At 70.4% G+C, this 20,055-nt stretch carries 17 protein-coding genes, 1 pseudogene and 2 CRISPR repeat arrays (1 of these 20 cut by a window edge); of the genes and pseudogenes, 9 read left to right on the top strand and 9 right to left on the bottom strand.

Annotation, left to right across the window (positions count from 1 at the left end):
- Nucleotides 1-11: 11 nt before the first annotated feature.
- Both ACZ47G_RS21530 and ACZ47G_RS21525 read right to left on the bottom strand, forming a co-directional pair.
- Entirely contained in the window at nt 12-575 is a 564-nt protein-coding gene (locus tag ACZ47G_RS21530) for a peptide deformylase (RefSeq protein WP_465744909.1), read from the bottom strand.
- Nucleotides 572-1,543: a helix-turn-helix domain-containing protein gene (locus ACZ47G_RS21525; protein ID WP_465744907.1), complete on the bottom strand. Its 972-nt coding sequence runs from the start codon at nt 1,541-1,543 to the stop codon at nt 572-574. The genes ACZ47G_RS21530 and ACZ47G_RS21525 overlap by 4 nt, the downstream gene beginning before the upstream one ends.
- A 152-nt stretch (nt 1,544-1,695) precedes the next feature.
- Between ACZ47G_RS21525 and ACZ47G_RS21520 the strand changes: the two genes are divergently transcribed.
- Together ACZ47G_RS21520 and murC are read left to right on the top strand one after the other, a co-directional pair.
- Nucleotides 1,696-1,890 carry a hypothetical protein gene (locus ACZ47G_RS21520; protein ID WP_465744905.1) on the top strand — a complete coding sequence of 65 codons (195 nt, stop codon included), beginning with the start codon at nt 1,696-1,698 and terminating at the stop codon, nt 1,888-1,890.
- A 54-nt stretch (nt 1,891-1,944) separates the two neighbouring features.
- Nucleotides 1,945-3,372, top strand: coding sequence for a UDP-N-acetylmuramate--L-alanine ligase (gene murC, locus ACZ47G_RS21515; RefSeq protein WP_465744903.1), 1,428 nt, complete (start codon nt 1,945-1,947; stop codon nt 3,370-3,372).
- Here the strand turns inward: murC and ACZ47G_RS21510 are convergent, their stop codons facing one another.
- Nucleotides 3,373-4,770, bottom strand: coding sequence for a UDP-N-acetylmuramoyl-tripeptide--D-alanyl-D-alanine ligase (locus ACZ47G_RS21510; protein ID WP_465744901.1), 1,398 nt, complete (start codon nt 4,768-4,770; stop codon nt 3,373-3,375).
- Between the two features lie 128 nt (nt 4,771-4,898).
- Between ACZ47G_RS21510 and ACZ47G_RS21505 the strand changes: the two genes are divergently transcribed.
- From ACZ47G_RS21505 to ACZ47G_RS21495, 3 genes are read left to right on the top strand one after another with little or no spacing between them, the layout of a single operon-like run.
- The gene (locus ACZ47G_RS21505) at nt 4,899-5,846 is read left to right on the top strand and encodes a D-alanine--D-alanine ligase family protein (protein ID WP_465744899.1); all 948 of its coding nucleotides are present in this window, start codon (nt 4,899-4,901) and stop codon (nt 5,844-5,846) included.
- Nucleotides 5,843-6,841 carry a threonine ammonia-lyase gene (locus ACZ47G_RS21500; protein WP_465744897.1) on the top strand — a complete coding sequence of 333 codons (999 nt, stop codon included), beginning with the start codon at nt 5,843-5,845 and terminating at the stop codon, nt 6,839-6,841. The genes ACZ47G_RS21505 and ACZ47G_RS21500 overlap by 4 nt, the downstream gene beginning before the upstream one ends.
- Nucleotides 6,834-7,454 (top strand): C39 family peptidase, encoded by a 621-nt coding sequence (locus ACZ47G_RS21495; protein WP_465744895.1) that lies wholly within the window; start codon nt 6,834-6,836, stop codon nt 7,452-7,454. The genes ACZ47G_RS21500 and ACZ47G_RS21495 overlap by 8 nt, the downstream gene beginning before the upstream one ends.
- Nucleotides 7,455-7,777: 323 nt before the next feature.
- Here ACZ47G_RS21495 and ACZ47G_RS21490 read toward each other — a convergent pair whose 3' ends face one another.
- The 4 genes and pseudogenes from ACZ47G_RS21490 to argS all read right to left on the bottom strand — a co-directional run bounded on the left by ACZ47G_RS21490 (nt 7,778) and on the right by argS (nt 11,870).
- Nucleotides 7,778-8,251, bottom strand: coding sequence for an NUDIX hydrolase (locus tag ACZ47G_RS21490; protein WP_380334378.1), 474 nt, complete (start codon nt 8,249-8,251; stop codon nt 7,778-7,780).
- Complete coding sequence (locus ACZ47G_RS21485; protein ID WP_465744892.1) at nt 8,235-8,780, bottom strand: XRE family transcriptional regulator; 546 nt, start codon at nt 8,778-8,780, stop codon at nt 8,235-8,237. The genes ACZ47G_RS21490 and ACZ47G_RS21485 overlap by 17 nt, the downstream gene beginning before the upstream one ends.
- A gap of 452 nt (nt 8,781-9,232) precedes the next feature.
- Nucleotides 9,233-9,991, bottom strand: a complete 759-nt coding sequence (locus ACZ47G_RS21480; RefSeq protein WP_465744890.1) for a methyltransferase domain-containing protein — start codon at nt 9,989-9,991, stop codon at nt 9,233-9,235.
- A gap of 114 nt (nt 9,992-10,105) precedes the next feature.
- Nucleotides 10,106-11,870, bottom strand: a pseudogene (gene argS / locus ACZ47G_RS21475) (arginine--tRNA ligase).
- Between the two features lie 190 nt (nt 11,871-12,060).
- On the opposite strand from argS, the gene ACZ47G_RS21470 reads away from it, so the two are divergent.
- Nucleotides 12,061-12,315: a hypothetical protein gene (locus tag ACZ47G_RS21470; protein WP_465744888.1), complete on the top strand. Its 255-nt coding sequence runs from the start codon at nt 12,061-12,063 to the stop codon at nt 12,313-12,315.
- A 143-nt stretch (nt 12,316-12,458) separates the two neighbouring features.
- The gene (locus tag ACZ47G_RS21465; RefSeq protein ID WP_465744886.1) at nt 12,459-12,905 is read left to right on the top strand and encodes a helix-turn-helix domain-containing protein; all 447 of its coding nucleotides are present in this window, start codon (nt 12,459-12,461) and stop codon (nt 12,903-12,905) included.
- On the opposite strand, the gene ACZ47G_RS21460 is transcribed toward ACZ47G_RS21465, so the two are convergent.
- Both ACZ47G_RS21460 and ACZ47G_RS21455 read right to left on the bottom strand, forming a co-directional pair.
- Entirely contained in the window at nt 12,902-14,134 is a 1,233-nt protein-coding gene (locus tag ACZ47G_RS21460; RefSeq protein WP_465744884.1) for a DNA sulfur modification protein DndB, read from the bottom strand. The genes ACZ47G_RS21465 and ACZ47G_RS21460 overlap by 4 nt on opposite strands.
- Nucleotides 14,135-14,558: 424 nt before the next feature.
- Complete coding sequence (locus ACZ47G_RS21455; RefSeq protein ID WP_465744882.1) at nt 14,559-15,287, bottom strand: hypothetical protein; 729 nt, start codon at nt 15,285-15,287, stop codon at nt 14,559-14,561.
- 395 nt (nt 15,288-15,682) lie between these two features.
- A CRISPR array of direct repeats spans nt 15,683-16,199; the repeat unit is 29 nt; unit sequence CGGCTGACCCCCGCGGGTGCGGGGAGGAC.
- A gap of 980 nt (nt 16,200-17,179) precedes the next feature.
- Between ACZ47G_RS21455 and ACZ47G_RS21450 the strand changes: the two genes are divergently transcribed.
- Together ACZ47G_RS21450 and ACZ47G_RS21445 are read left to right on the top strand one after the other, a co-directional pair.
- Nucleotides 17,180-18,550 carry a HEAT repeat domain-containing protein gene (locus ACZ47G_RS21450; protein WP_465744880.1) on the top strand — a complete coding sequence of 457 codons (1,371 nt, stop codon included), beginning with the start codon at nt 17,180-17,182 and terminating at the stop codon, nt 18,548-18,550.
- 291 nt (nt 18,551-18,841) lie between these two features.
- On the top strand, nt 18,842-18,973 hold the full coding sequence (locus tag ACZ47G_RS21445) for a hypothetical protein (RefSeq protein ID WP_465744878.1): 132 nt from the start codon (nt 18,842-18,844) through the stop codon (nt 18,971-18,973).
- A 177-nt stretch (nt 18,974-19,150) separates the two neighbouring features.
- Nucleotides 19,151-20,055: direct repeats of the CRISPR family, unit length 29 nt; unit sequence CGGCTGACCCCCGCGGGTGCGGGGAGGAG; it runs 6 nt beyond the window's last position.

The following is a 20,055-nucleotide window of genomic DNA, read 5'->3' as shown; positions in this document are numbered from 1 at the left end:
TTCGTCGCGCCTCAGTACGTCCAGGAGGACCCAGTGCCCCGGTACTCCTCGACGGGGATCGGGTGGACCTCGGGGCGCATGCGGTTGGTGTAGAGCAGGCCGTCGAGGTGGTCGATCTCGTGGGCGATGAGGCGGGCGAGGCCGAACTCGTAGGTGGCGGTGGTGATGGTGCCGTCGAGGGTGGTGGAGGTGACGTCCATGCGGAGGGGGCGGGGGACCATGCCGCGGACGTCGAAGAAGCTGAGGCAGCCCTCGTACTGTTCGTCGGTCTCGTCGGAGACGGCGGTGACCTTGGGGTTGAGCAAGATAATCGGCTCGGCGCCGGCGGCCGGGGGGAGGACGACGGCGGCGGCTCGGGGGATGCCGATCTGTGGGGCGGCGAGGCCCATGCCTTTGGCGAAGGAGTGCACGCGGCCGATCCGGTCGACGGCGTTGAACAGCTCGTCGATGACGGCCTGGGCCGCGGAGCGTTCGGCCGGGAGGTCAAAGGGCTCGGCGGGGCGGTTGAGGATGGGGGTGCCCTGTTGGACGACGCCGAGGGACTGCATCTGCTGGCTGGGCCGCACCTCGATCACCTTGTCTCCTTGGTCTGGTGTTGGTTGTTGGTGGTGGCGCGGAAGCGCCATTCGAGGCGGAAGCGGGCGTGCAGCGGCGGGTCGTCGGTCGCCCAGGCGAAGTGCCGCCGCTCGCCCTCGTCGCGGCGGCTGACGGCGGTGCGGAGGGGCACGGCTTCGGCGGTCATGGAGGTCTCGGTGCCCCACACGACCGGGTCGAGGGCGGCGGGGAAGTCGAGCCGGACGGCGAGGTGTTCGGTGGGCAGGCGGACGGCGCGCTGGAACCAGTGGCCCCACTTGTCGGCGCCGACGCTGTAGGCGTACTCGATCCAGGTGGCGTCGCCCGGGTAGAGCGGGAAGCGGCCCTGCTCGTTGTCGAACAGGAGCCAGACCTCCTTGAAGGCGTCGCGGTCGTGCTTGGCCTGCCAGCGCATGTCCTCGCCCTGGCACGTGGCGGTGAGCGCGAGTTCGTCCCAGGTCAGTGGGCGCTTACGGTAGTGGGCGTTGGAGCGCTCGGGTTCGCCGGGGTAGCGGTCGACGGCGATGCGGATGAGGTAGCGGGTGATGGGCTCGGTGCCGGTGTTCCGTAGGCGGCGGCGCATGGTCAACCGGTAGGTGGAGCCGTCGAATTGGAGCACGGCTTCGTCGTGTTCGACCATAATCGCGGCCCCTGAGGCGTACGGCTGCTCGGGGCGGCGAGGCGCCGGCGCGGAGGTCTGGGGGCGGCTTCGGGAACGGACTGAGTCGTAGTCGAGCCAGCGCCGCCAGATGGCTTTCCCGGCGTTGAGGGTCTCGTCGGCGAGGCGGGCGAACTCCTCGGTCGGCTTGTGGCGGCCGGACTCCATGTGGCTGACGTACGACGGGTCGAAGCCCATCTTCCCGGCCAGCGCGCGCTTGGAGAGGCCTCGTACCTCCCGCCAGTGGGCGACCTCGGCGGCGAACGCCTCCGAGGCCTGGTCGACCGCGTCGTGGTCGGTCCTCGTCTCCATCCGCTCCGCCCCCAGTGAGTGATGAATGAACCGTGAGTGACCTTAGCTCACCATCCCGTCACGGCCCTGTCTCCGGCTGTCATTACCCCATCGGGCACGCACTTCAAGCGCCCGGCCAGCACCAGCTTCCCTTCTGCCGCGAGGAGTTAGCCGTGCACCAGTCCCCGTCCCGCCGTCGAGGTCAGCACCGCGATCCGGTCGGCGCGTTCCTCGGTTCCCTGTGGGCGGTCGGCAACGCTGTGTTGATCGCCCTGCTCGGCGTCATCGTGTACGACCACTTCGACACGGCCCGATTCGGCGCTCACCCAGCGGTCAACTCGGCGCCGGACGGCGGCACCTCCGCGTAGCGCCCTTCCACCCATCGCCCATCACGGGCTGGACTCCGAACTGGAGCGCACAGCATGGAAACCAGGAACGTGATCGTCCCCGTCCACGACGGCCCCATCGACCTCACCCGCCCGCACTTCGTGGGCATCGGCGGCGCCGGCATGTCGGCCGCCGCCCGCCTCCTGCTGGAGAGCGGCAGCCGGGTCTCCGGCTCCGACACCAGCGATACCGCCGCCCTGCGTGAGTTGGAGGACGCCGGTGCCTCGGTCGCCATCGGCCACACCGCCAGCAACCTGCCCGCCAACGCCACCGTCCTTGTGTGGTCCAGCGCGGTGACCCCGAACAACCCCGAGGTCGCCGCCGCCCGCCGGGCCGGCATCCCGGTCGTGCACCGCTCGGACGTGCTCGCGCACTTGATCGCCACCGCCGAGCAGTCGGTCGCCGTGGCGGGCACCCACGGCAAGACCATGACCACCGGCGTCCTCAGTGCCGCTCTGGCCCACCTCGACCCCTCGTACGCCATCGGCGCCACCCCCGTCGGCCGCCCCAACGCCCACCAGGGCCTCGACGGCCTCCTGGTCGCCGAGACCGACGAAAGCGACCGCACCGCCGGCCGCTACCACCCGCAGGTCGCCGTCGTCCTGAACGTGGATGACGACCACCCCGAGCAGTACGTCGACCTGAACGACGTCCTGGACGTCTTCGAGCGCCTGGCCCGCAACAGCTCCGTGTTGGTCGTCTCCTCCGACGACCCCGGAGCCCGGCTGCTGACCGAGCGCCTTCAGGCGGCGCCCGGCCCGCGGGTCGTCACGGTCGGCGAGGCCAAGGACGCCGACGTGCGGGTGCTGCGCGTGCTGTGGGACGGGGCAGCCAGCCACGTCACCGTCCAGGACACAGACGGATCGTGGCACGAGTTCACCCTGGCCGTCCCTGGGCGGCACAACGCGCTGAACGCCGCCGCCGCGTTCGCCGCCGGCCGGGTGCTCGGGGCCGAGCCCGCCGACCTGGTCGCCGGCATCAACGCCTTCCAGGGCATCAAGCGCAGGCTCACCACCACCGGCAGCCACTCCGGGGTGACGGTGCTGGACTCCTACGCCCACCACCCGAGCGAGATCACCGCCGACCTGGCCACCGCCCGAATGCTTACCGAGGGCCGGGTGATCGCGGTGTTCGAGCCCACTGGCTGGACCCGCACCGCCGCCCTCGGCGAGGAGATGGGGCGTCGGCTCGCGGCGGCCGACGAGGTCGTCCTCCTGGACGTGCACGCCTCGGTCGAGTCCCCGCTCACCGGGATCGGCATCGCGCCGATGGCCGCGCAGGTCGCCGCCTGCGGCGGCCGGGCCCACACCGCGGGCGACGGGCGCGGCGCGGCGGACGTGGTCGCCGAGCTGGTCGAGCCCGGCGACCTGGTGGTGACGATGGGCACCGGGACCGCCGGCCGCGTCGGACGAGCGGTTTTGCTGCGGCTGGCCAAGACCCCGGTCGCGGTCTCGGCCGCGTAGTCAGCGCGCGGCGTCGGCAGCGTCGGGCTTGGTGAGACGCATCGCCGTGTCCTCCAGCCCGACGCTGTGGGAGCCCTTCACGAGCACCACGTCCCCGGGCCTGAGGTAGGTCAGCAGCAACTCGAGGGCGGCGTCGCGGTCCGGCACCAGCGTGCCGTTGACGCCTCCCTCCACCGCCTCGGCGTGCACCAACCGGGCCTCCCAGTCGCCGACCGCGATCAGGTCGGTGACCCCGGTCCAGGCGACGAGCCGACCCAGCTCCGCATGGTGGGCCTCGGATTCCTCGCCCAGCTCCCGCATCTCGCCCAGCACCGCCACCGTTCTCCGCCCGCTGCCGGCCATGGCGGTGAGCGCGGACAGGGCGACGGCCATCGAATCGGGGTTCGCGTTGAACGCGTCGTTGATCACCGTCACGCCGTCCGGCCGCTCGGTGACGTCCATCCGGCCCGGCGTCAGCTGCCTGGCACTGGTCAGCGCATCCGCCGCCTGCCCGACGCTCGCGCCCAGGCCGATCGCTACAGCGGCGGCGGCCGTCGCGTTGGACACGTGGTGGGCGCCGTGCAGCCCCAGCTTCACCGGGGCGCTGTCACCCCGGTACGTGAGAGTGAACGACGGCCGCCCGGCGGCGTCCAGCTCGACGTCGACGGCCCGCACGTCCCCGGCCTGCACCCCGAACGTCAGGACCTGCGCGACCGTGCGCGGCGCCATCGACATGACGTACGGGTCGTCGGCGTTGAGCACCGCCAGGCCGTCGACGGGCAGGGCCTCGACGAGTTCGCCCTTCGCGACCGCGATCGACTCCTTCCCGCCGCCGAACTCGCCCACGTGCGCGGTGCCGACGTTCAGGACCAGGCCGACCTTCGGCGGGACGATCCCCGTCAGGTACTTGATGTGCCCGGCGCCGCGCGAGCCCATCTCCAGCACCAGCAGGCGGGTGTTCTCATCCGCCCGGAAGACGGTCAGCGGCAGGCCGATCTCGCCGTTGTACGACAGCGGCGTGGCCACCGTGGTGTCCATGGTCTCCAGCACCTGGGCCAGCAGGTCCTTGGTGCTGGTCTTCCCGGCCGAGCCGGTCAGCCCGATCACGGTCGGCGCCTTCAGGCGGTCGAGCACCGCGCGGGCCAGGGCGCCCATCGCGTCCTGGACGTCCGGCACCACGACCGCCGGCATCCCGACCGGCCGAGCCGCGAGCACGCCCGTAGCCCCGGCGCGGACGGCGGCTTCAGCGAACCGGTGCCCATCGGTGTGCTCGCCCGGCAGCGCGATGAACAGCGCCCCGGGCTCTACCAGGCGCGAGTCGATGACCCCCGGCCGGTCGACCACGGCGCCCGGATCGGAGACGTCGTGCAGAGCGCCCCCGACAGCCTCGGCGATCTCTTGCAGGGTCATGGGGACCACGGTGGCTCCGATCCATCGACGCACCCGCCCGTCCTCGGGGCGGCCTGCCCTCGACGCTAGCGGCTCCCCAACATCGCGCCCGCCATCCCGCGCATTCCGAACTAGACTGTGACAAAAGGAAGATGAGCATGTCTCCAGCTGAACGTCGTATCGCCCTCGTCACCGGTGGCCGCTCCGGCGAACGCGACCGCTCGCTGATCTCCGGCGAGGCCGTTCGCGAGTCGCTGGTCCGCCAGGGCCTGCCGCACTTCGTCCTCGACCCCACCGACAAGGACTTCGCCGACCGCGTCCGCGAGGCCGACGTCGCCTTCCTCGCCATCGCCGGCCAGTGGGCCGAGGACGGCAAACTGCAGGGCCTCCTCGACAGCCTCGGCGTCCCGTACACCGGCTCCGGGGTCCTGGCCAGCGCCGTCGCGATGCACAAGCCCACGGCCAAGATCCTCGTCCTCGCCGGCGGCGTCACCGTTCTCCCGCATCTCCCCCTGCGCGGCACGGAGGACGCCCAGGAGGTCGCTCGGACCTGCGCCGACGAGTTCGGCCTGCCCGTCATCCTCAAGCCGACCTCCGAAGGCGGCTCCATCGGCATGCGCGTCTTCCGCGATCTGAACTCGCTCACCACCACGCTCACCCACGACACCCGGGGCGGCGAGTGGTTCATCGAACCGTTCAAGGAGGGCACCGCCGTCACCTGCGGCGTGCTGGAGCAGGACGGCGCTCTGGTCACGCTCCCGCCGCTGGAGACCCTCCCGACCACCGCCGAGTTCTACGACTACAAGGCCAAGCGCAACCCGGCCGGCCACCGCTACCGCTGCCCCGCCCAACTCCCGGGCGCCGCCCTCGCCACCATCTCCCGCGCGGCCATCCGCGCCCACCAGCTGCTGAACTGCTCGGGCTACTCGCGATCGGACTTCCTCGTCACCCCGACCGGCGAGGTCCACTGGCTGGAGATCAACACGCTGCCCGGCCTCTCCACGCACGGCAACCTCGCCACCATGGCCGCCGCTGCCGGAATCAGCTACGACCGCCTCATCGCGACCATCCTCGCCACCGTCCACACCGACGGGTACCGCCCGTGAACGTCGCCGAACTGCCGCTGTCGGCGGACGACATCTACGACGCCCAGCGCCGTCTGCGCGGTGTCGCCACCTCCACCCCGGTGCTCTCCCACCCGACGCTGGACGAGATCGCCGGGCGGAGCGTGGTCTGCAAGGCCGAAGCCCTCCAGCGCACCGGCTCGTTCAAGTTCCGCGGCGCCTACAACGCCCTGGCGGCCCTGAGCCCGCGCGAGCGCCGCCACGGGGTGATCGGCGCCTCGTCCGGCAACCACGCCCAGGCGCTCGCCCTCGCGGGCCAGCTGCTGTCCGTCCCGGTCACCGTCGTCGTCCCGCACGACGCGCCCCAGGGCAAGGTGGACGGTGCCCGTTCTCTCGGCGCCGAGGTCGTCGCCTACCACCGGCAGCGCGACGACCGCGATGCCATCGTCTCCTGGCTGGCCCTGGACCAAGGCCTCGCTGTCGTGCCGTCCGCCGACGCCCTGGCAGTGATGGCCGGAGCGGGCACCGCCGCACTGGAGCTGCTCTGGCAGGCCCCCGTGTTGACCACGATCCTGGTCCCCGTGGGCGGTGGCGGCCTCGCCGCCGGCACCGCCGTCGCAGCCAAGCACATCAACCCGCGCATCAAGGTGATCGGCGTCGAGCCCGAGACCGCGGCCGACACCGCGGCCTCCCTCCGCGCCGAGCGGATCGCGGAGCTGCCCGCCGTACCCGACACCATCGCGGACGGCCTCCGCCACACCACCCCGGCCGCCCTGCCCTGGGAGATCAACAAGACCCTGCTCGACGGCGTCATCACCGTGACGGACGCCCAGATCGTGCAGGCTATGGGCTGGGCGTTCAAGTACCTCAAGGTGGTGACCGAACCCTCCGGAGCCGTTGCACTCGCGGCCCTGGCCGGCCTCGACCTGCGGCCCGGCCCCGTGGGCGTGATCCTCTCCGGTGGCTCGGTCGACCTGGATGCCTTCCACCGACTCGTGGCCACCCCGCCACCCCGGAAGGAACCGGCCCTTGCCTGACCACCCCAAGCGCCACCCGATCCCGCTGATCACCCAGTACGCCACCCCGGCCCTGATCAACGCCATCGCTTACGAGGGCCACCCGCCCGGCGACGACGACAACTGGGCCACCACGGGAGCCCCCGACAGGGACGCCTACGCCTACTGGTCCACCCGCGTCTGCGGCATGGCCTGTCTCCAGATGGCCCTCTTCGCCCGCGACGGACACGCGCCCACCCTGTTCGACCTCCTGGACGGCTGCCTCGCCTACGGCGGCTACGTCCAGCAGGACGACGGCAGCGTCGGTGGGCTCTACTACCAGCCGTTCACCGAGTACGCCCTCGCCAACCACGGCCTCAAATCGGAGATCATCACCGACCTCACCCCGGACCGACTCCTCGCTGAACTCGACCGCGGCCACCTCGTGATGGCCTCCGTCCACAAGGAGATCCGTCGCCCCGACCGCCCAGCACCTGCACGCGGCGGACACCTGGTGCTCGTCACGGGCCACCACGCCGGGGTGGTTGCCTTCCGCAACCCGTCGGGCCACACCGCTGAATCCCGGAACGCGGTCCTGCCACTCGACCACTTCGATGCGTTCGCTGCTCGACGAGGGATCTCGCTCACCCTCTGAACTCGGTGCCTGTCCAGGGCGAGGTTGACATCATCGAGGGGCCACGACCAGCGGTGCCGCTACGGCTGGGAGCCGGCAGCGGGATGACGACGCGGCTGGGTCGGCTTCCTCGAAGAACCCACCCAGCCCTGTTCGTCCAGGAACTGACTTCCCGCCAGGTCAGCGCCACTTCGTCCCTCGGCCTCGGCCACCGCTCTGCTCCCCTGGCTACCGTCGGCACTATGAGCGACTCCCCGCCCCCTGAGGTCGTAGCCCAGCCGCGTACCGCCAGCGGCGTATTGTTCTTCGACGGGCGCGGTCGAATTCGACCGGCCCGCCGCGAGTCAGCCGAGGTAGGGGTAGCGACCGCTGAGGTAGTGGCCGATCTGCTGGCGCATGCTCGGGTGGATGTCGTACTCGTCCAGGTCGCCCGGCCGCACCCAGCGCACACCGTCGGCCTCATCGTTGATCGTCGGGGTACCACCGACCGGGCGGCCGATGTACGCCACCTCGAACTGCTGGCGCGCCTCACCGTTGCTGCTGTAGACGACGATGTGCTCCGGATTGGAGTAGACCCCGAGGAGACCGGTGATCTCCGCCTTGATCCCGGTCTCCTCCTCGCACTCGCGCACCGCGCAGTCGGCGGCGGACTCGCCGATGTCCTGCTTACCGCCGGGCAGCGCCCACTGCCCAGTGTCGCGTCGGCGCTGCAGCAGGATCTCGCCGGCCTCGTTCTGCACGAGCAGGTTGCTCGCAGGGACCAGCGAGTTCGCGGCCGGTGCGTCCGGATCGCCGTAGTACTCAGTCCTGCCGGCCATGAGACTGGCTCCCCTGTGCGTCGTTGGTCCACGGCCGGGCGGAGTCCCAGACCGCGTCGAAGCTCGAAGCGTAGCGGTCGAACCAGCCCAGCCCGCCGTCCTTCTGAAGGTGCAGCAGCGGGTTCGCGGACGCCGGCTGACCCCAAACGTGCGGGTTGACCAACAGGTCGTCGTCATAGCGGAACAGTGAGTTGTACAACGTGGTGTCGTGCAGGCGGATCTCGCAGCCGGGCGTGCCCAGCAGCGGCCGGTAGTAGGTCAGCGAGGCACCGATCTTCGCTGCGAGGGCGTCGCCGATGCCCTCCTCACGTCCGCGGATCGCCACCGCGCGGCCGTGCGGGTCACCGGAGCACAGCCGGACCTTCACCCCGGCCACCGCGCACTGCGCCAGCATCGTGGCGATGCGCGGGTTCGACTGGGCGAAGAACGTCCCCGAGAACACCAGCACGTCGATGCCCTGCTCTGCCTCGAGCAGCAGGGAGAGCCACATCTCCCGCGGGACGCTGGCACGATCGGGCTTGATGGCCACGAGGCCGGCATCGGGACCGGTGACCTGTGCGGCCCGGGGGCGGGGCTCCGCCAGAGGAAGGTTTCATCCACCTGGAGGTGGCGTGCAACAGTCCACCGGTGACGGGCATGGGGTACGCGACCGCCTAACCAACGGGTCACGGTCTTGGGGTCCACCTCGCAGACCGTTGCGAGTGCCGCAGGTGGCACACCGCGCTGGGCGATTGCGGAGCGCAATCGCTCGTTCACAGCGGATATCCAACCGGACTGCGCCGGGACTCACAAGGACGTCTTGGGACCCATCACGGGCTTCACCATTCCCGCGCTGCGGTACACACTCGACCTACGTCCCAAGTGAGTTGTCACATCGCAGGTGGATGTCGAGCGCAGCCGGCACCGACGCGCGCGGCCCCGGTGCTCGGCGAGCGCCTGACCGTCGGGAACAGGCAGCGCTGTCCGGTGGGCCGGAAGAGTTCAGGTCAACCGGCCCACGGTCACCACTACCGTCTCGGAGAAGAAGAAGCGCCCATCGCGGGCCGCGGCTTGCACGGCCGTGTGCCAGTCCGTCACCTCGGCTGCGGTGACCGTCATCGTGCCGCGTGCAGCTGAGCCCAGCAGTGCTCTGCGCATGTCGTCCAGTCGACGTTCGGCGTGGCCGGTGAGTACCGTCGAGGCGGTCGTGAGTGTCTCGGTGCGCTGCAGGGTCAGCCCGGCGGCGGCGACCAGGCCGGGCAGTGCGCGACCGATGCGGCCGTTCGCGTGGTCCATCCACGGTTGGCGATCGTCGGTGAAGGCGTGGCACACCCGCCGGTCCAGGTCAGCCGGCGGACCGGCCACCATGATCGAGTCGAAGTCGACGTGCGCGAGCACCAGGGTGCCTTCGACCTTGAGGAGTCGAACGGCCTTGCGAACGAGCTCCGCAGGGTCGGTGAGGCACTCGAGTACGTTGTAGGACACGACCGTGTCGGCGCAACCACCGGCTAGGGGAAGGGGTCGCCGCAGGTCTGCCTGGACGAGCTGTACGCCTCGACCATGTTCGGTCAGGCGGGTCCGGGCGGTCGAGAGTGCCGCCGCTGAGCGGTCCAGACCGACGAGTCGTGCCCGCGGGTGGCGGCGCGACAGCGCGGTGAGCGTCGGTCCGGCGCCGCAGCCGAGATCGACCAGTGTCCCTTCTGCGGGCAGCTGCGACAGGTCTGCGAGGAGAGCGTGAATCGGCTCATCAACCTCGGACATCGGACACCTCCAACCCGGGCCGCCGCAATGCGCGGACGCGGGCGTGCAGTTGGTCAGAGGCCGTCGGCGGAAGCGGACCCGGGTGGCATTGTGCTGGCGCGGCGGTGGTTGTCACTACATCCGGTTTGGCGCCTGGACGCCGAGCAGGTCGAGGCCCCGGGCCAGCGTCTCCGCGGTCAGTCGGCACAGTGCCAACCGGTTTGCCCGGCGGGCCGGTGTCTCCGCCTTGAGGACCAGGGCAGGCTCCGTAGAAGTCGGTGAGGGACTTCGCCAGCATGAACAGGTAACCGCACAGCCGGTGCGGCTCTAGCTCCTGGGCGACCTCGCGGATGGTGGCGTCGAATCCGTCCAGCAGCAGGATCAGCGCTCGCTCCGCCGGGTGCGGCGGCAGCGTGGTGTCGATCGGATGTTCCAGGGCTTCCTTGGGGGCCTTGCTGAGGATGGTGCGGACCCGGGCGTGGGCGTACTGCATGTAGACGCCGGTGTTGCCCTGAAGTGAGACCATCTGGGCGGTATCGAAGACGTAGTTCTTCGCCCGGGAGGTGGACAGGTCGGCGTACTTGACCGCGCCGATCCCGGCCGCCTGGATCACTTGCTCCAATGCGTCGCCCGTCAGGTCGTGCGGCTTGTCGGCCATCGCCTCGCGGACGCCCTCGAGGGCGGCGTCCAGCAGTTCGGAGAGCCGCACGGTGCCGCCGGAGCGGGTCTTGAACGGCGTGCCGCCGGGGCCCATCACGGTCCCGAACGGCACGTGGATGGCCTCGACGTCGTCGGTGAGGCACCCGGCCCGCCGAGCGGTGGCGAAGACCATCTGGAAGTGCAGCGCCTGCCGAGCGTCGACGACGTACAGGATCCGGTGGGCTTCTAGTTTCTGGACGCGGTACCGGATGGTGGCCAGGTCGGTGGCGGCGTACCCGTAGCCGCCGTCCTTCTTACGGATGATCAGCGGCACCGGCTCGTCCTCCGGACCGATGAGGTCGTCGAAGAACACGCACAGCGCGCTTTCGCTGGCCACCGCGATGCCGGCCTCGACCAGTTCCGCGACGACCTCGTCGAGGAAGGGGTTGTACGTCGACTCTCCGGCGGGGTCCTGCTCGGTGAGCAGGACCCCGAGCCGGTCGTAGAGTTGCTGGAAGGCTTTCGTGGACACCTCGACCAGCTCGCGCCACATGGTCAGAGTCGCCTCGTCGCCGGACTGGAGCGCCACCACCCGCTGCCGCGCCCGCTCGACGAACGCGGGGTCGGCGTCGAACGTCTGCCGTGCCGCCCGGTAGAGGCCGTCGAGAACCGAGACCTGCTCGCCCGCGCCGGAGCCTGTCCCGCAGCCTCGCCACTGCACCTCGGGATGCTCGTCGATGTACTGGATCAGCATGCCGAACTGCGTGCCCCAGTCACCCAGGTGGTTCTGCCGGACGACATCGCCGCCCAGGAACGTCAGTACCCGGACCAGCGAGTCGCCGATCACGGTCGTGCGCAGGTGACCGACGTGCATCTCCTCGGCGATGTTCGGCGCCGAGTAGTCGACGACGGTCCGCGTACCGGCCAGCGGCAGGCCGAGGCCGAGCCGGTGGTCCGCGAGTCGGGCCTCGACCTGACCCCAGAGCTGCGCGTCGGCCACCGTCAGGTTCAGGAACCCCGGCCCGGACACGGTCGACGACACCGCACCGTCGCCCAGTTCCCGCTGGAGCGCATGCGCCAGCTCCCGGGGCTGCATCCCGGCGTCCTTGGCCAGCGACAGGGCGACGTTCGACTGGAAGTCCGCGTGCTCGGAGGGGCGGACGAGAGGGTCTCGCTTCGACTGCTCACGCGGCAGAGCCCGGGCCGTGGCGGCCGAGACGGCACGCTCGACAAGGCTCAACGCTGCGAGTACCTCGGTCACGGTTTCCCTCTCCGGTGCGCACGGGCAGTCCGTCGTCAACTTTCCGGAATCGTAGAGGCGCCGACCGTGATCCGGTCCACAGCTTTTTCGCGCATGGATCATCACAAGCCGGCCGCGACTCCCGGTGTCGGCACTTACCGCCGACTCGTCGGGCCCGCTCGGAGCCCTCGCGGCCGCGGCTGGTACGCCCGTGGACGCGACGACCGTCAACGTCTCGGGCGACGAGGCAGTCGAGGCATCCGGGCCGACGATCACCTTCGGGGAGGTCGAGAACTGCCTGAACTCCACTGGCGTCAAGGCGAGCATCATCCTCGATGGGGAAGCCTCGCGGGCCGCAAACCATCTCACTATCGTCGACTGCTCGACACCTGTCGGCCCGACTCGTCTGTGCTGGCCTCGTCCACGAGCGAGCGATCTCGGCGTGCTCGGGCGCCAGATGGGATGACGGAGCGCGTGGGCCCACTCCGATGGGCTTCCTGTGTGGGGACAGTGGGTGCCCTTGGGCTGTGAGGCAACTCGTCTCATTACCCTTCTGCTGCGTCGGGTGCAGTGAACAGTTCCCCCCGTTCTCCTATACCTCTATACCTCATGGCATCCGATATCGACATGCCCAGCAGGCTGAGGCACCGGCGCGAGCTTGCGGGACTCAGCATCGAGGAGTTCGCCGAGAGGGTTGGTGTCACCACCCGAGCCGTTCGGTACTGGGAAGCCGGGGTGAGGGACATCGGAGACCGCTACTTCGGACGTGTGCTTGCTGCACTGCGCTGTGACGCCCAGGCCATCGGGGTGGGAAGGTGTGGCGAGGAGACTTTGCGCGACCTACGGCGGGTCGCATCTCTCGGCGCCGAGCAGGTGGCAGCGCACCCTGCGCAGGCACCGCACCACCGCCCAGACGCGGTGGGACGGGGTTGTCGTCTGCAGCCCCGTCTGGATCCGCGCAAAGCCACGCCCGTCGGGAACCCGCCTGCGTGCGAGGACGCCGAGCGGGTCCTCCCCACTGCTATCGGGGAGGAGCCGCCGTTGCCCGTGGGCTAGAAGCGGCCGCGGATCTGCATGCCGGTCTCGGTCTCCGGGTTGTTCAGCGCGTCGTAGACCTTGTGGCCGGAGTCGCGGGCCCCACCGGCCCAGCTGACCGCGCCCTTGTCGGTGACCTTGGCCGCGACACCGCCCCAGTACTTCGCCTCACGATCCCACTGGACGCTCGCCAGGAGGGTGTCGAGCGTGATGCCCTCGGGCATCGGGTCAGTGGACCAGGACATGGTGCGGTTCATGGTCGCGCCGAGTCCTGCCACGACTGCGGGCGCGGTGATGGCGGTCTTGGCGTGGAAGAACTCGGCGTTCTCCACGAGGAAGGTACCGACTGTCTCCATGATCTCGCGCTGGACAACGGCCTGGTCAGGGCGGTCGTTGTTCCTGCCGGCAGGAATGTCCTCGTACTCGATGCCCGTCGAGGCGGCATGGATGCCGGCCTTGCCGAGCATGGTCGTGGAGATGAGAGTCCGCAGGACGGACATCGTCATCCACTCGGGAGCCTTGTCCGATACCTGGCGCTTGCCGGTGAGGATCAGGCCGGACAGCGGAACCGTGGTCTCGCCGGCCGGCACCTTCAGCGACTCCATCAGCTTGCGCGTCACCGTGGTGCCGAAGTCGCGGCCGTCCATCGACATGGCCAGGGACTTGTCGACCGGAACGCCCTTGAGGTTGCGGTCGTGGAAGATCTGCCGGGCGGCCATGACACTGATCCCGTGGAAGATCTCGACGGAGAGCTTCATGTCGCCGAAGTCGAAGTCCTCCAAGCCGTACGCCGCCTGGTTCTTCCTGATCCGGTGCAGCGCCGTGACCTGAGTTTCGGCGTCGAGGGCGATCAGGCCGTCCCGGATCGGCAGGTGCCAGATGCCGTTCTCGTCCGGCGCCAGAGGACGCGGGGACCAGAGAGTGATCTGCGGAACCGACCAAGCGCTGTCGAAGTCCCCCCGCAAGCCGGCTGCGATGTAGTCCGCGTACTCGCCGACGTTCTTCGCCTTCTTGCTGGCCGCAGTGCCGATGGGTCGCTGCACCTCGGCGCGCATGCGGGCGTAGGGGTCGACCTCGTAGCCGGCCTTCGCGGCGCGCTTGGCGTCCTCCTCGACCTTCGCCGGGTCGTTGACCAGGTGGAGCAGGTTCTCCCCGTCGATGACAGCGTTGGCCATGACCCCTTCGCGGACGACCAGGAGCTTGATCGGGAAGCCGGTGGTGATCGGCTTCGTGAACGTGGCTATGGACACTCTCTCTCCCTCTGCAGCGCGCTGCTTTGACGCTGCGTCACGTCAAGGGAACGTATCCAATGGCATACCAACGGTCAACTGAGGTGGAGGATCTGCTGGATGCCGCAGTACACAGATCAGGGATGAGCTGCTGCGGTGGGAAGGATCCCCTCAGTGAGGCAGCTTCGGGCCGCAGTTTCATGCCAGGTCGGCGTCCGCGGAACGCACCGCCCCTGCGGGCGCAGGGAGGACCCCCTCTGACCGTGGGTGGACGGAGTACTTCCTGGTTGACCCCCGCGGGTGCGGCGAGGACACAGGGACAGCAAGTGGTCCGCCACCCGCTACGACGCGGGCACGACCGTCAGACGCCCCGGGAGCATCATCGAACGCGACCAGGCCCCACCCTGACGGGGGTCGTGGGAGACTCCGATTTCGACTCCACCGGTCAGGTCGCGGCGGGGATGTAGCGTGCTGCTGCGAGCTTGGCCATCGTCCGAAGCCTCGCGAAGTAGGAGACGCAGTACTCCGAGTTGATCAGGGGCACGACCTTGTCGAGGTCGGCGATGCACGCCCAGAGCATGGCAATGCCACGGTCGTCGAGCCCACAGCTCAACTCTCGTTGGACGAGGCCGGCGACGTCGGCGTCCAGGACGATCAGCTCCACGCCCTCGATGTCCACACCGCGGAAGCTGTCGGGGTACAGGGCGCGCCGGTGTTCCTCCCACAGCCGGGCGAGCCGGTCCTCAGGCTGTGCCCGGCTCATGTCGACGGCTGCCGCTTCTGCCGTGGCTGGTGGGCGAAGGAGCAGGGAGACGGTATCGAAGACGGCACGCACCAGGGCGATGGCCCTGGCCGGGCCGAGAGCGGCACTTGTCACGGCGCCCTGCGTGAGTCTGTCGCGCAGTACTCGGCTGCGGTCGAGCTCGGCAGCGAGTTCGGCAGGGATGAGCCCCGCGTCGCCGGCCCGCTCGATGAGGTCCTGGAGCGGTCCGTTGACGGCCAGACGCCCGGCAAGGACGTGCTCCAGGGCGAACAGGGAATGCGTGACGGCGACGGTGGCGAACTCGTACCGGTAGTAGGAGTGCCGGATGAGCTCACGGGACGTCTCCATCGCGCTCATGACGTACATCGACGCGTCGCCAGGCAGAACCAGGTCGGCCACCAAGGCGTCCATGCCCGCATAGTCGAGAACGACATCGCGGGCGCGTGGGTCCGGTACTGGCAGAGGGAGCGAGCCGGGCAACGGCGGCGGCGTGTTCACCGGTGCAGTCTTGTCATCTGGAGGCTCTCGGTGCCAACGGATTTATCCGAGGCGCTTGGTAGCCCGGTACAACACGTCGCAATTGGCTCGGTCCTCCCTTAGGCGTCGGTTCCCTTGGCTGGCGATGCATCGGCCATCATGGTCGCCGGTCGCCGGTCGCCGGTCGCCGGTCGCCGGTCGCCGGTCGCCGGTCGCCGGTCGCCGGCAAGGTGAGGGGACGTGTGCTGCAGGTGCCTGGGATCGAGCAGACAGCGCTGACGGAGCTGCTGGGAGGACGAACAGCAGCAGCGCACCGCCGCCGCCGACCGCGGCTGGCCCCCGCGGGTGCGGGGAGGACCAGCGCGGGAACGTCGCGGACTTGTCCCGCTTCGGCTGACCCCCGCGGGTGCGGGGAGGACGCGTACGACCGGGGGGTGAGGACGTGCTTCCGCGGCTGACCCCCGCGGGTGCGGGGAGGACTGGACGCCGCCGGAGACCGATGACGAGATCGACGGCTGACCCCCGCGGGTGCGGGGAGGACCCGTCCGGCTGCGCCCCGCTCCACAACCAGATCGGCTGACCCCCGCGGGTGCGGGGAGGACAAGCTGGCCGAGAAGCAGGGGGAGATGGGGGACGGCTGACCCCCGCGGGTGCGGGGAGGACGCAGGCCGAGGGACTTGAGCACCTGCGATGTCCGGCTGACCCCCGCGGGTGCGGGGAGGACTCCTTGGCTTCCATCTGGACGTGGACGGTGCCCGGCTGACCCCCGCGGGTGCGGGGAGGACTACACCGGGGCGCCCTCGAAGGTCTCGGTCGACGGCTGACCCCCGCGGGTGCGGGGAGGACCCTTCGCGACCTGGGACGATGGGGCGGCTTTGCCATTTCTTTGCATGAACTGGCTTGCTATCGTCCAGTAACTCGGCATCGAGTGTGAGCTGTTGAGGTATCAAAGGGCTCGCGAATCATCGCACGTGCTGGTACCGCGCAGCCGTCCGGAGTTCGAGTGCGTGAAGCGCCGGCGGCCATGAAGATGACGCCACGTCAGATTCGACTTACGCCGTTGCTGTGCCCCGCCCCTCCGGGGAAGCCTTCAGTGCGGGACGCCCGCGCGCGCCGGCGGTGTGTCGGTCGCCGAGGTCGAATCGGGCTGTGGTCCGCACATGGCGTTTGGCGCGTTGGTCCCAGGGCGTCCCGACCGCCCCCCTGAGAGAAGGCCGTCATCGGCGCAGCCACTTCGGGCGTGCCGTGAGGCAGCGGGCGAAGGCGTCGAACATCCGGCTTCGGTTCCGTCCGCGGACTCCTCGCAAGGCGGTGAGGAACCCGGTGAGCAGCGCGAGGCGGCGCAGGGGGAGGGCGAGCCGCTGCGCCCGCTACGCCTCACGCCCGGACCTATCGCCGGTGTGGCGGCCGGTGCCGAGGATGACGAAGCCATTCACCGGCATGTAGCTCACGATGTCGGTGGGCACTGGCGATTCGGCCAGTCGGTGTGATTTTGAAGCTCAGGTCCGGAGTGATGACAGATCTCTCACCTGAGCACGTGCCGAACGAGGTTCGCCGATCTCGCCGCCCACAGTCGCCGACACGACGCTGCCCGCCAACCGGGCCACCCTGGCGTTGTGTCATGACATGGGGGAACGCGCGCTCCATCACGCGCCCCTGATATCGGGGCGGAACGAGCCGAGCGGCAACACCGGGGCGTCATCCGGCTTTTTCCGGAGCGGCGGAACACCCGTGCCGCCGTACGGCTCGTTCCGCACAGGCCTCGGACGGACCGGCCCCCGTCCCCTCCGGGACGGTTGTCACTGCCCCCGGCTACGGTGCCCGCCATGGACAAGAACCCGCTGGCCGAGGAACTCACCGGCGCTTGGAACGACACCCGTGCGTCTCGCGACGCGCTCGTGGAACAGGGGGCAGGGGCGGTGGCGGCCGTGCTGGAGCTGCTCTGCGACGAACGGTCACCGGTCGACTGGGCCGTCGCAGCGGACGTCCTGTGCCGGATCGGCGAGCCCGCACTCCTGCCGGTTGTACGGGCGGCTGTAGCGGCGGGTACGCCCGAGGTCGCCAGGAGGGTCGGATGGACGCTGGGGCGGCTGGAAGTGGACGACCACGCGGTCTACCTGCCGCTGCTGGAGCACTCACATCCCGACGTCCGAGGCGACGCGCTCTTCGCCTTCCGGACCCAGGGCGAGGCGGCGGGGAGGTTCGTCGACAGGCTGATCCCACGGCTGGGAGACCCGGAGCGGGAGGTTCGACAGCGAGCGGTCTGGACCTTTCAAGCGATCGGCCCCGAGGCCCTTCCAGCTCTGCAGCGGGTGCGCCGTCGGCCCGCGCCCGGGCCCAGGGTGCGGGCCGGAGCGCTGGAGGCCATCGCGACCATCGGCGGTCCCGCGGTCCTCGACCCCTGGGACCGGGCGGCTTGGGAGCGGCTGACGAGGATCAAGCTGCTGTCCGAGGTGCCGGAGGGCATGCACCTGTGCGGGTCCTGGTACGCGGTGCCGACCACCGACCAGAACGCGGTGCTGGAGGCCTTCGACCTCGGCGACCCCCGGCCGGTCACGCTCCGGACCGGCGCTGCGGCCTGGAACCACGACCACCACAACTGGAGCCGGACCCGGCCCCACGAATCCTGCGCACGCGTCTTCGTCAGCCCCGCCCTGGACGGCTGGACCCTGGTCTTCGGCGACTCCTCCCAGGGCACCCACCGCATCGACGACGCGGACGACCGGGATCAGGCCCTCGACCAGACGGTGCGGGAGCGGTGCGCCGCCCTCAGCCGACGGTTCGGCTCGGCCCAGTGGTACGGGATGAGCTGTGGGGACGGCTGGACCGCCTGGTGCATCGCCGAGGATGGCGAGGTCGTTCGTCACTACGACGCCGACAACGCCGAGCAGGACGGCGACGAGGGCCCCGGGCACCCGGCCGAATCCGGCTACCTTCTGCCGCACCAGGACGGCTTCCCCGACGACGCCTTCGAGGGCGTCAGCCCCTCCGACTCCGACGCTTTCCATGCCCGGTATCTTCAGGTGAAGGAGGAGCTTCGGATCCCCGACACCTGCTACGCCACCGACATCGCCGCCCGGCTCTCCGTCGATCCCGCAGCGCTGGGGGCGCACACCACGACAGCGGGCTGCGGAGTCCTCGCCCTCACAGCGTGCGGCCGAGAACACGGTCACCCCGCCGGAGCGCTGACGGCATGATGTTTCGGACGGGCGCAGAGGGCCGACCAGGTACTGAAAGCGATCCTTCCTGGCCGGCTCCGCTCGTGAACAGCCCGCTCGGGGCTCGCGGCCGTGGCCGCGCTCCTGTCGGCGGCGCGTTGGCACGCGGGGTCGCCGCGGTAGTAGTGCCTCCCACGCGAGGATGGTGAGCCCCGCAGAACCACGAGAGGGCACCCGATGAGCGCCGTCGTCCCACCCGAACGTCAGGGCCGCTGGCCCGGCCGCCGCCGCGGAGCGGCGGCTCCGACTCGGCAGAAGTCCCATCCGCCGATGCCACCGCTGGACCGGATCCCGGTGGTGGAGGAGACGGGGGAGAACGATCAGGAGAACTCCGGTGGCATCATCGACGCTCCGTCCAACCTGCCGTCCGGACCGAACACCGTGTCGCCTCCGACCGAGTAGCGACCCCCCCGGGCCGGTCGTACGGCGGTGCGGCCGGTCCTGCCCACCGGATCGAAGGCGGGACCGACTGGCCCGACCGCCGCAGCCTGGTGCCGATCGGCGACCGGCCATAGGGATGGATGAGCGCGGAAAGGGCCGTCAAGGCCCGGGAGCGCGCTGGACGTGCTCCAGCGGCAGCGGCTGACCCCCGCAGGTGCGGGGAGGAGCCCACGGCCTGCCAGCACGCGGGCACAGGAGCCGGCTGACCCCCGCAGGTGCGGGGAGGAGTGCGACCTGTGGGCCGAGGCCGTCGCCGCTGGCGGCTGACCCCTGCAGGTGCGGGGAGGAGGGGTGCAGCGCACAGGCATACCGGATGTACGCCGGCTGACCCCCGCAGGTGCGGGGAGGAGCTCTCCCGGAACTCCAGGAAGGCGCGGAAGGCCGGCTGACCCCCGCAGGTGCGGGGAGGAGCCGCTGCGGTCGAGGCGGGCAAGAGCGCCCGTCGGCTGACCCCCGCAGGTGCGGGGAGGAGGCCAGCGTCAGCGAGGCGATCGTGGCGTCGCTCGGCTGACCCCCGCAGGTGCGGGGAGGAGAAGGCAAGCCGGACTGCCTGTCAGTCCAGGCGCGGCTGACCCCCGCGGGTGCGGGGAGGAGCGGCGTCGGCGGCCACCTCCATGGCGGTCGTCTGGCCGACCCCCGCGGGTGCGGGGAGGAGGTGAGCTTCCAGTCTCCATCGGTCCACGCCATCGGCTGACCCCCGCGGGTGCGGGGAGGAGCCCGTCGACATCGACGATCCGTCTGGTCAGGGCGGCTGACCCCCGCGGGTGCGGGGAGGAGCCCCGCGGGTGCGGGGAGGAGAGCAGCGGGCAGCGGGCAGCGGGCAGCGGGAGTGCAGCACGGCTGACCCCCGCGGGTGCGGGGAGGAGTGACATGGGACGCTCCTTCGCTCTCTGGGATGCGGCTGACCCCCGCGGGTGCGGGGAGGAGGAGTCGAAGCGTCCGTACCGGGCCTGGATGTCCGGCTGACCCCCGCGGGTGCGGGGAGGAGGCCCTGGTAGGCGCTCTGCTGGGTGCGGGAGTCGGCTGACCCCCGCAGGTGCGGG

This window comes from Kitasatospora sp. NPDC030952 (genome assembly GCF_055571335.1).
This window is presented reverse-complemented; position numbering and strand designations above follow the sequence as displayed.

Bases quoted from the DNA above. Each gene is read 5' to 3' on its own strand.
- ACZ47G_RS21525 (WP_465744907.1), bottom strand. From the start codon at position 1,543: ATGGAGACGAGGACCGACCACGACGCGGTCGACCAGGCCTCGGAGGCG.
- murC (WP_465744903.1), top strand. From the start codon at position 1,945: ATGGAAACCAGGAACGTGATCGTCCCCGTCCACGACGGCCCCATCGAC.
- ACZ47G_RS21505 (WP_465744899.1), top strand. From the start codon at position 4,899: ATGTCTCCAGCTGAACGTCGTATCGCCCTCGTCACCGGTGGCCGCTCC.
- ACZ47G_RS21490 (WP_380334378.1), bottom strand. From the start codon at position 8,251: ATGGCCGGCAGGACTGAGTACTACGGCGATCCGGACGCACCGGCCGCG.
- ACZ47G_RS21480 (WP_465744890.1), bottom strand. From the start codon at position 9,991: ATGTCCGAGGTTGATGAGCCGATTCACGCTCTCCTCGCAGACCTGTCG.
- ACZ47G_RS21465 (WP_465744886.1), top strand. From the start codon at position 12,459: ATGGCATCCGATATCGACATGCCCAGCAGGCTGAGGCACCGGCGCGAG.
- ACZ47G_RS21455 (WP_465744882.1), bottom strand. From the start codon at position 15,287: ATGGACGCCTTGGTGGCCGACCTGGTTCTGCCTGGCGACGCGTCGATG.
- ACZ47G_RS21450 (WP_465744880.1), top strand. From the start codon at position 17,180: ATGGACAAGAACCCGCTGGCCGAGGAACTCACCGGCGCTTGGAACGAC.
- ACZ47G_RS21445 (WP_465744878.1), top strand. From the start codon at position 18,842: ATGCCACCGCTGGACCGGATCCCGGTGGTGGAGGAGACGGGGGAGAAC.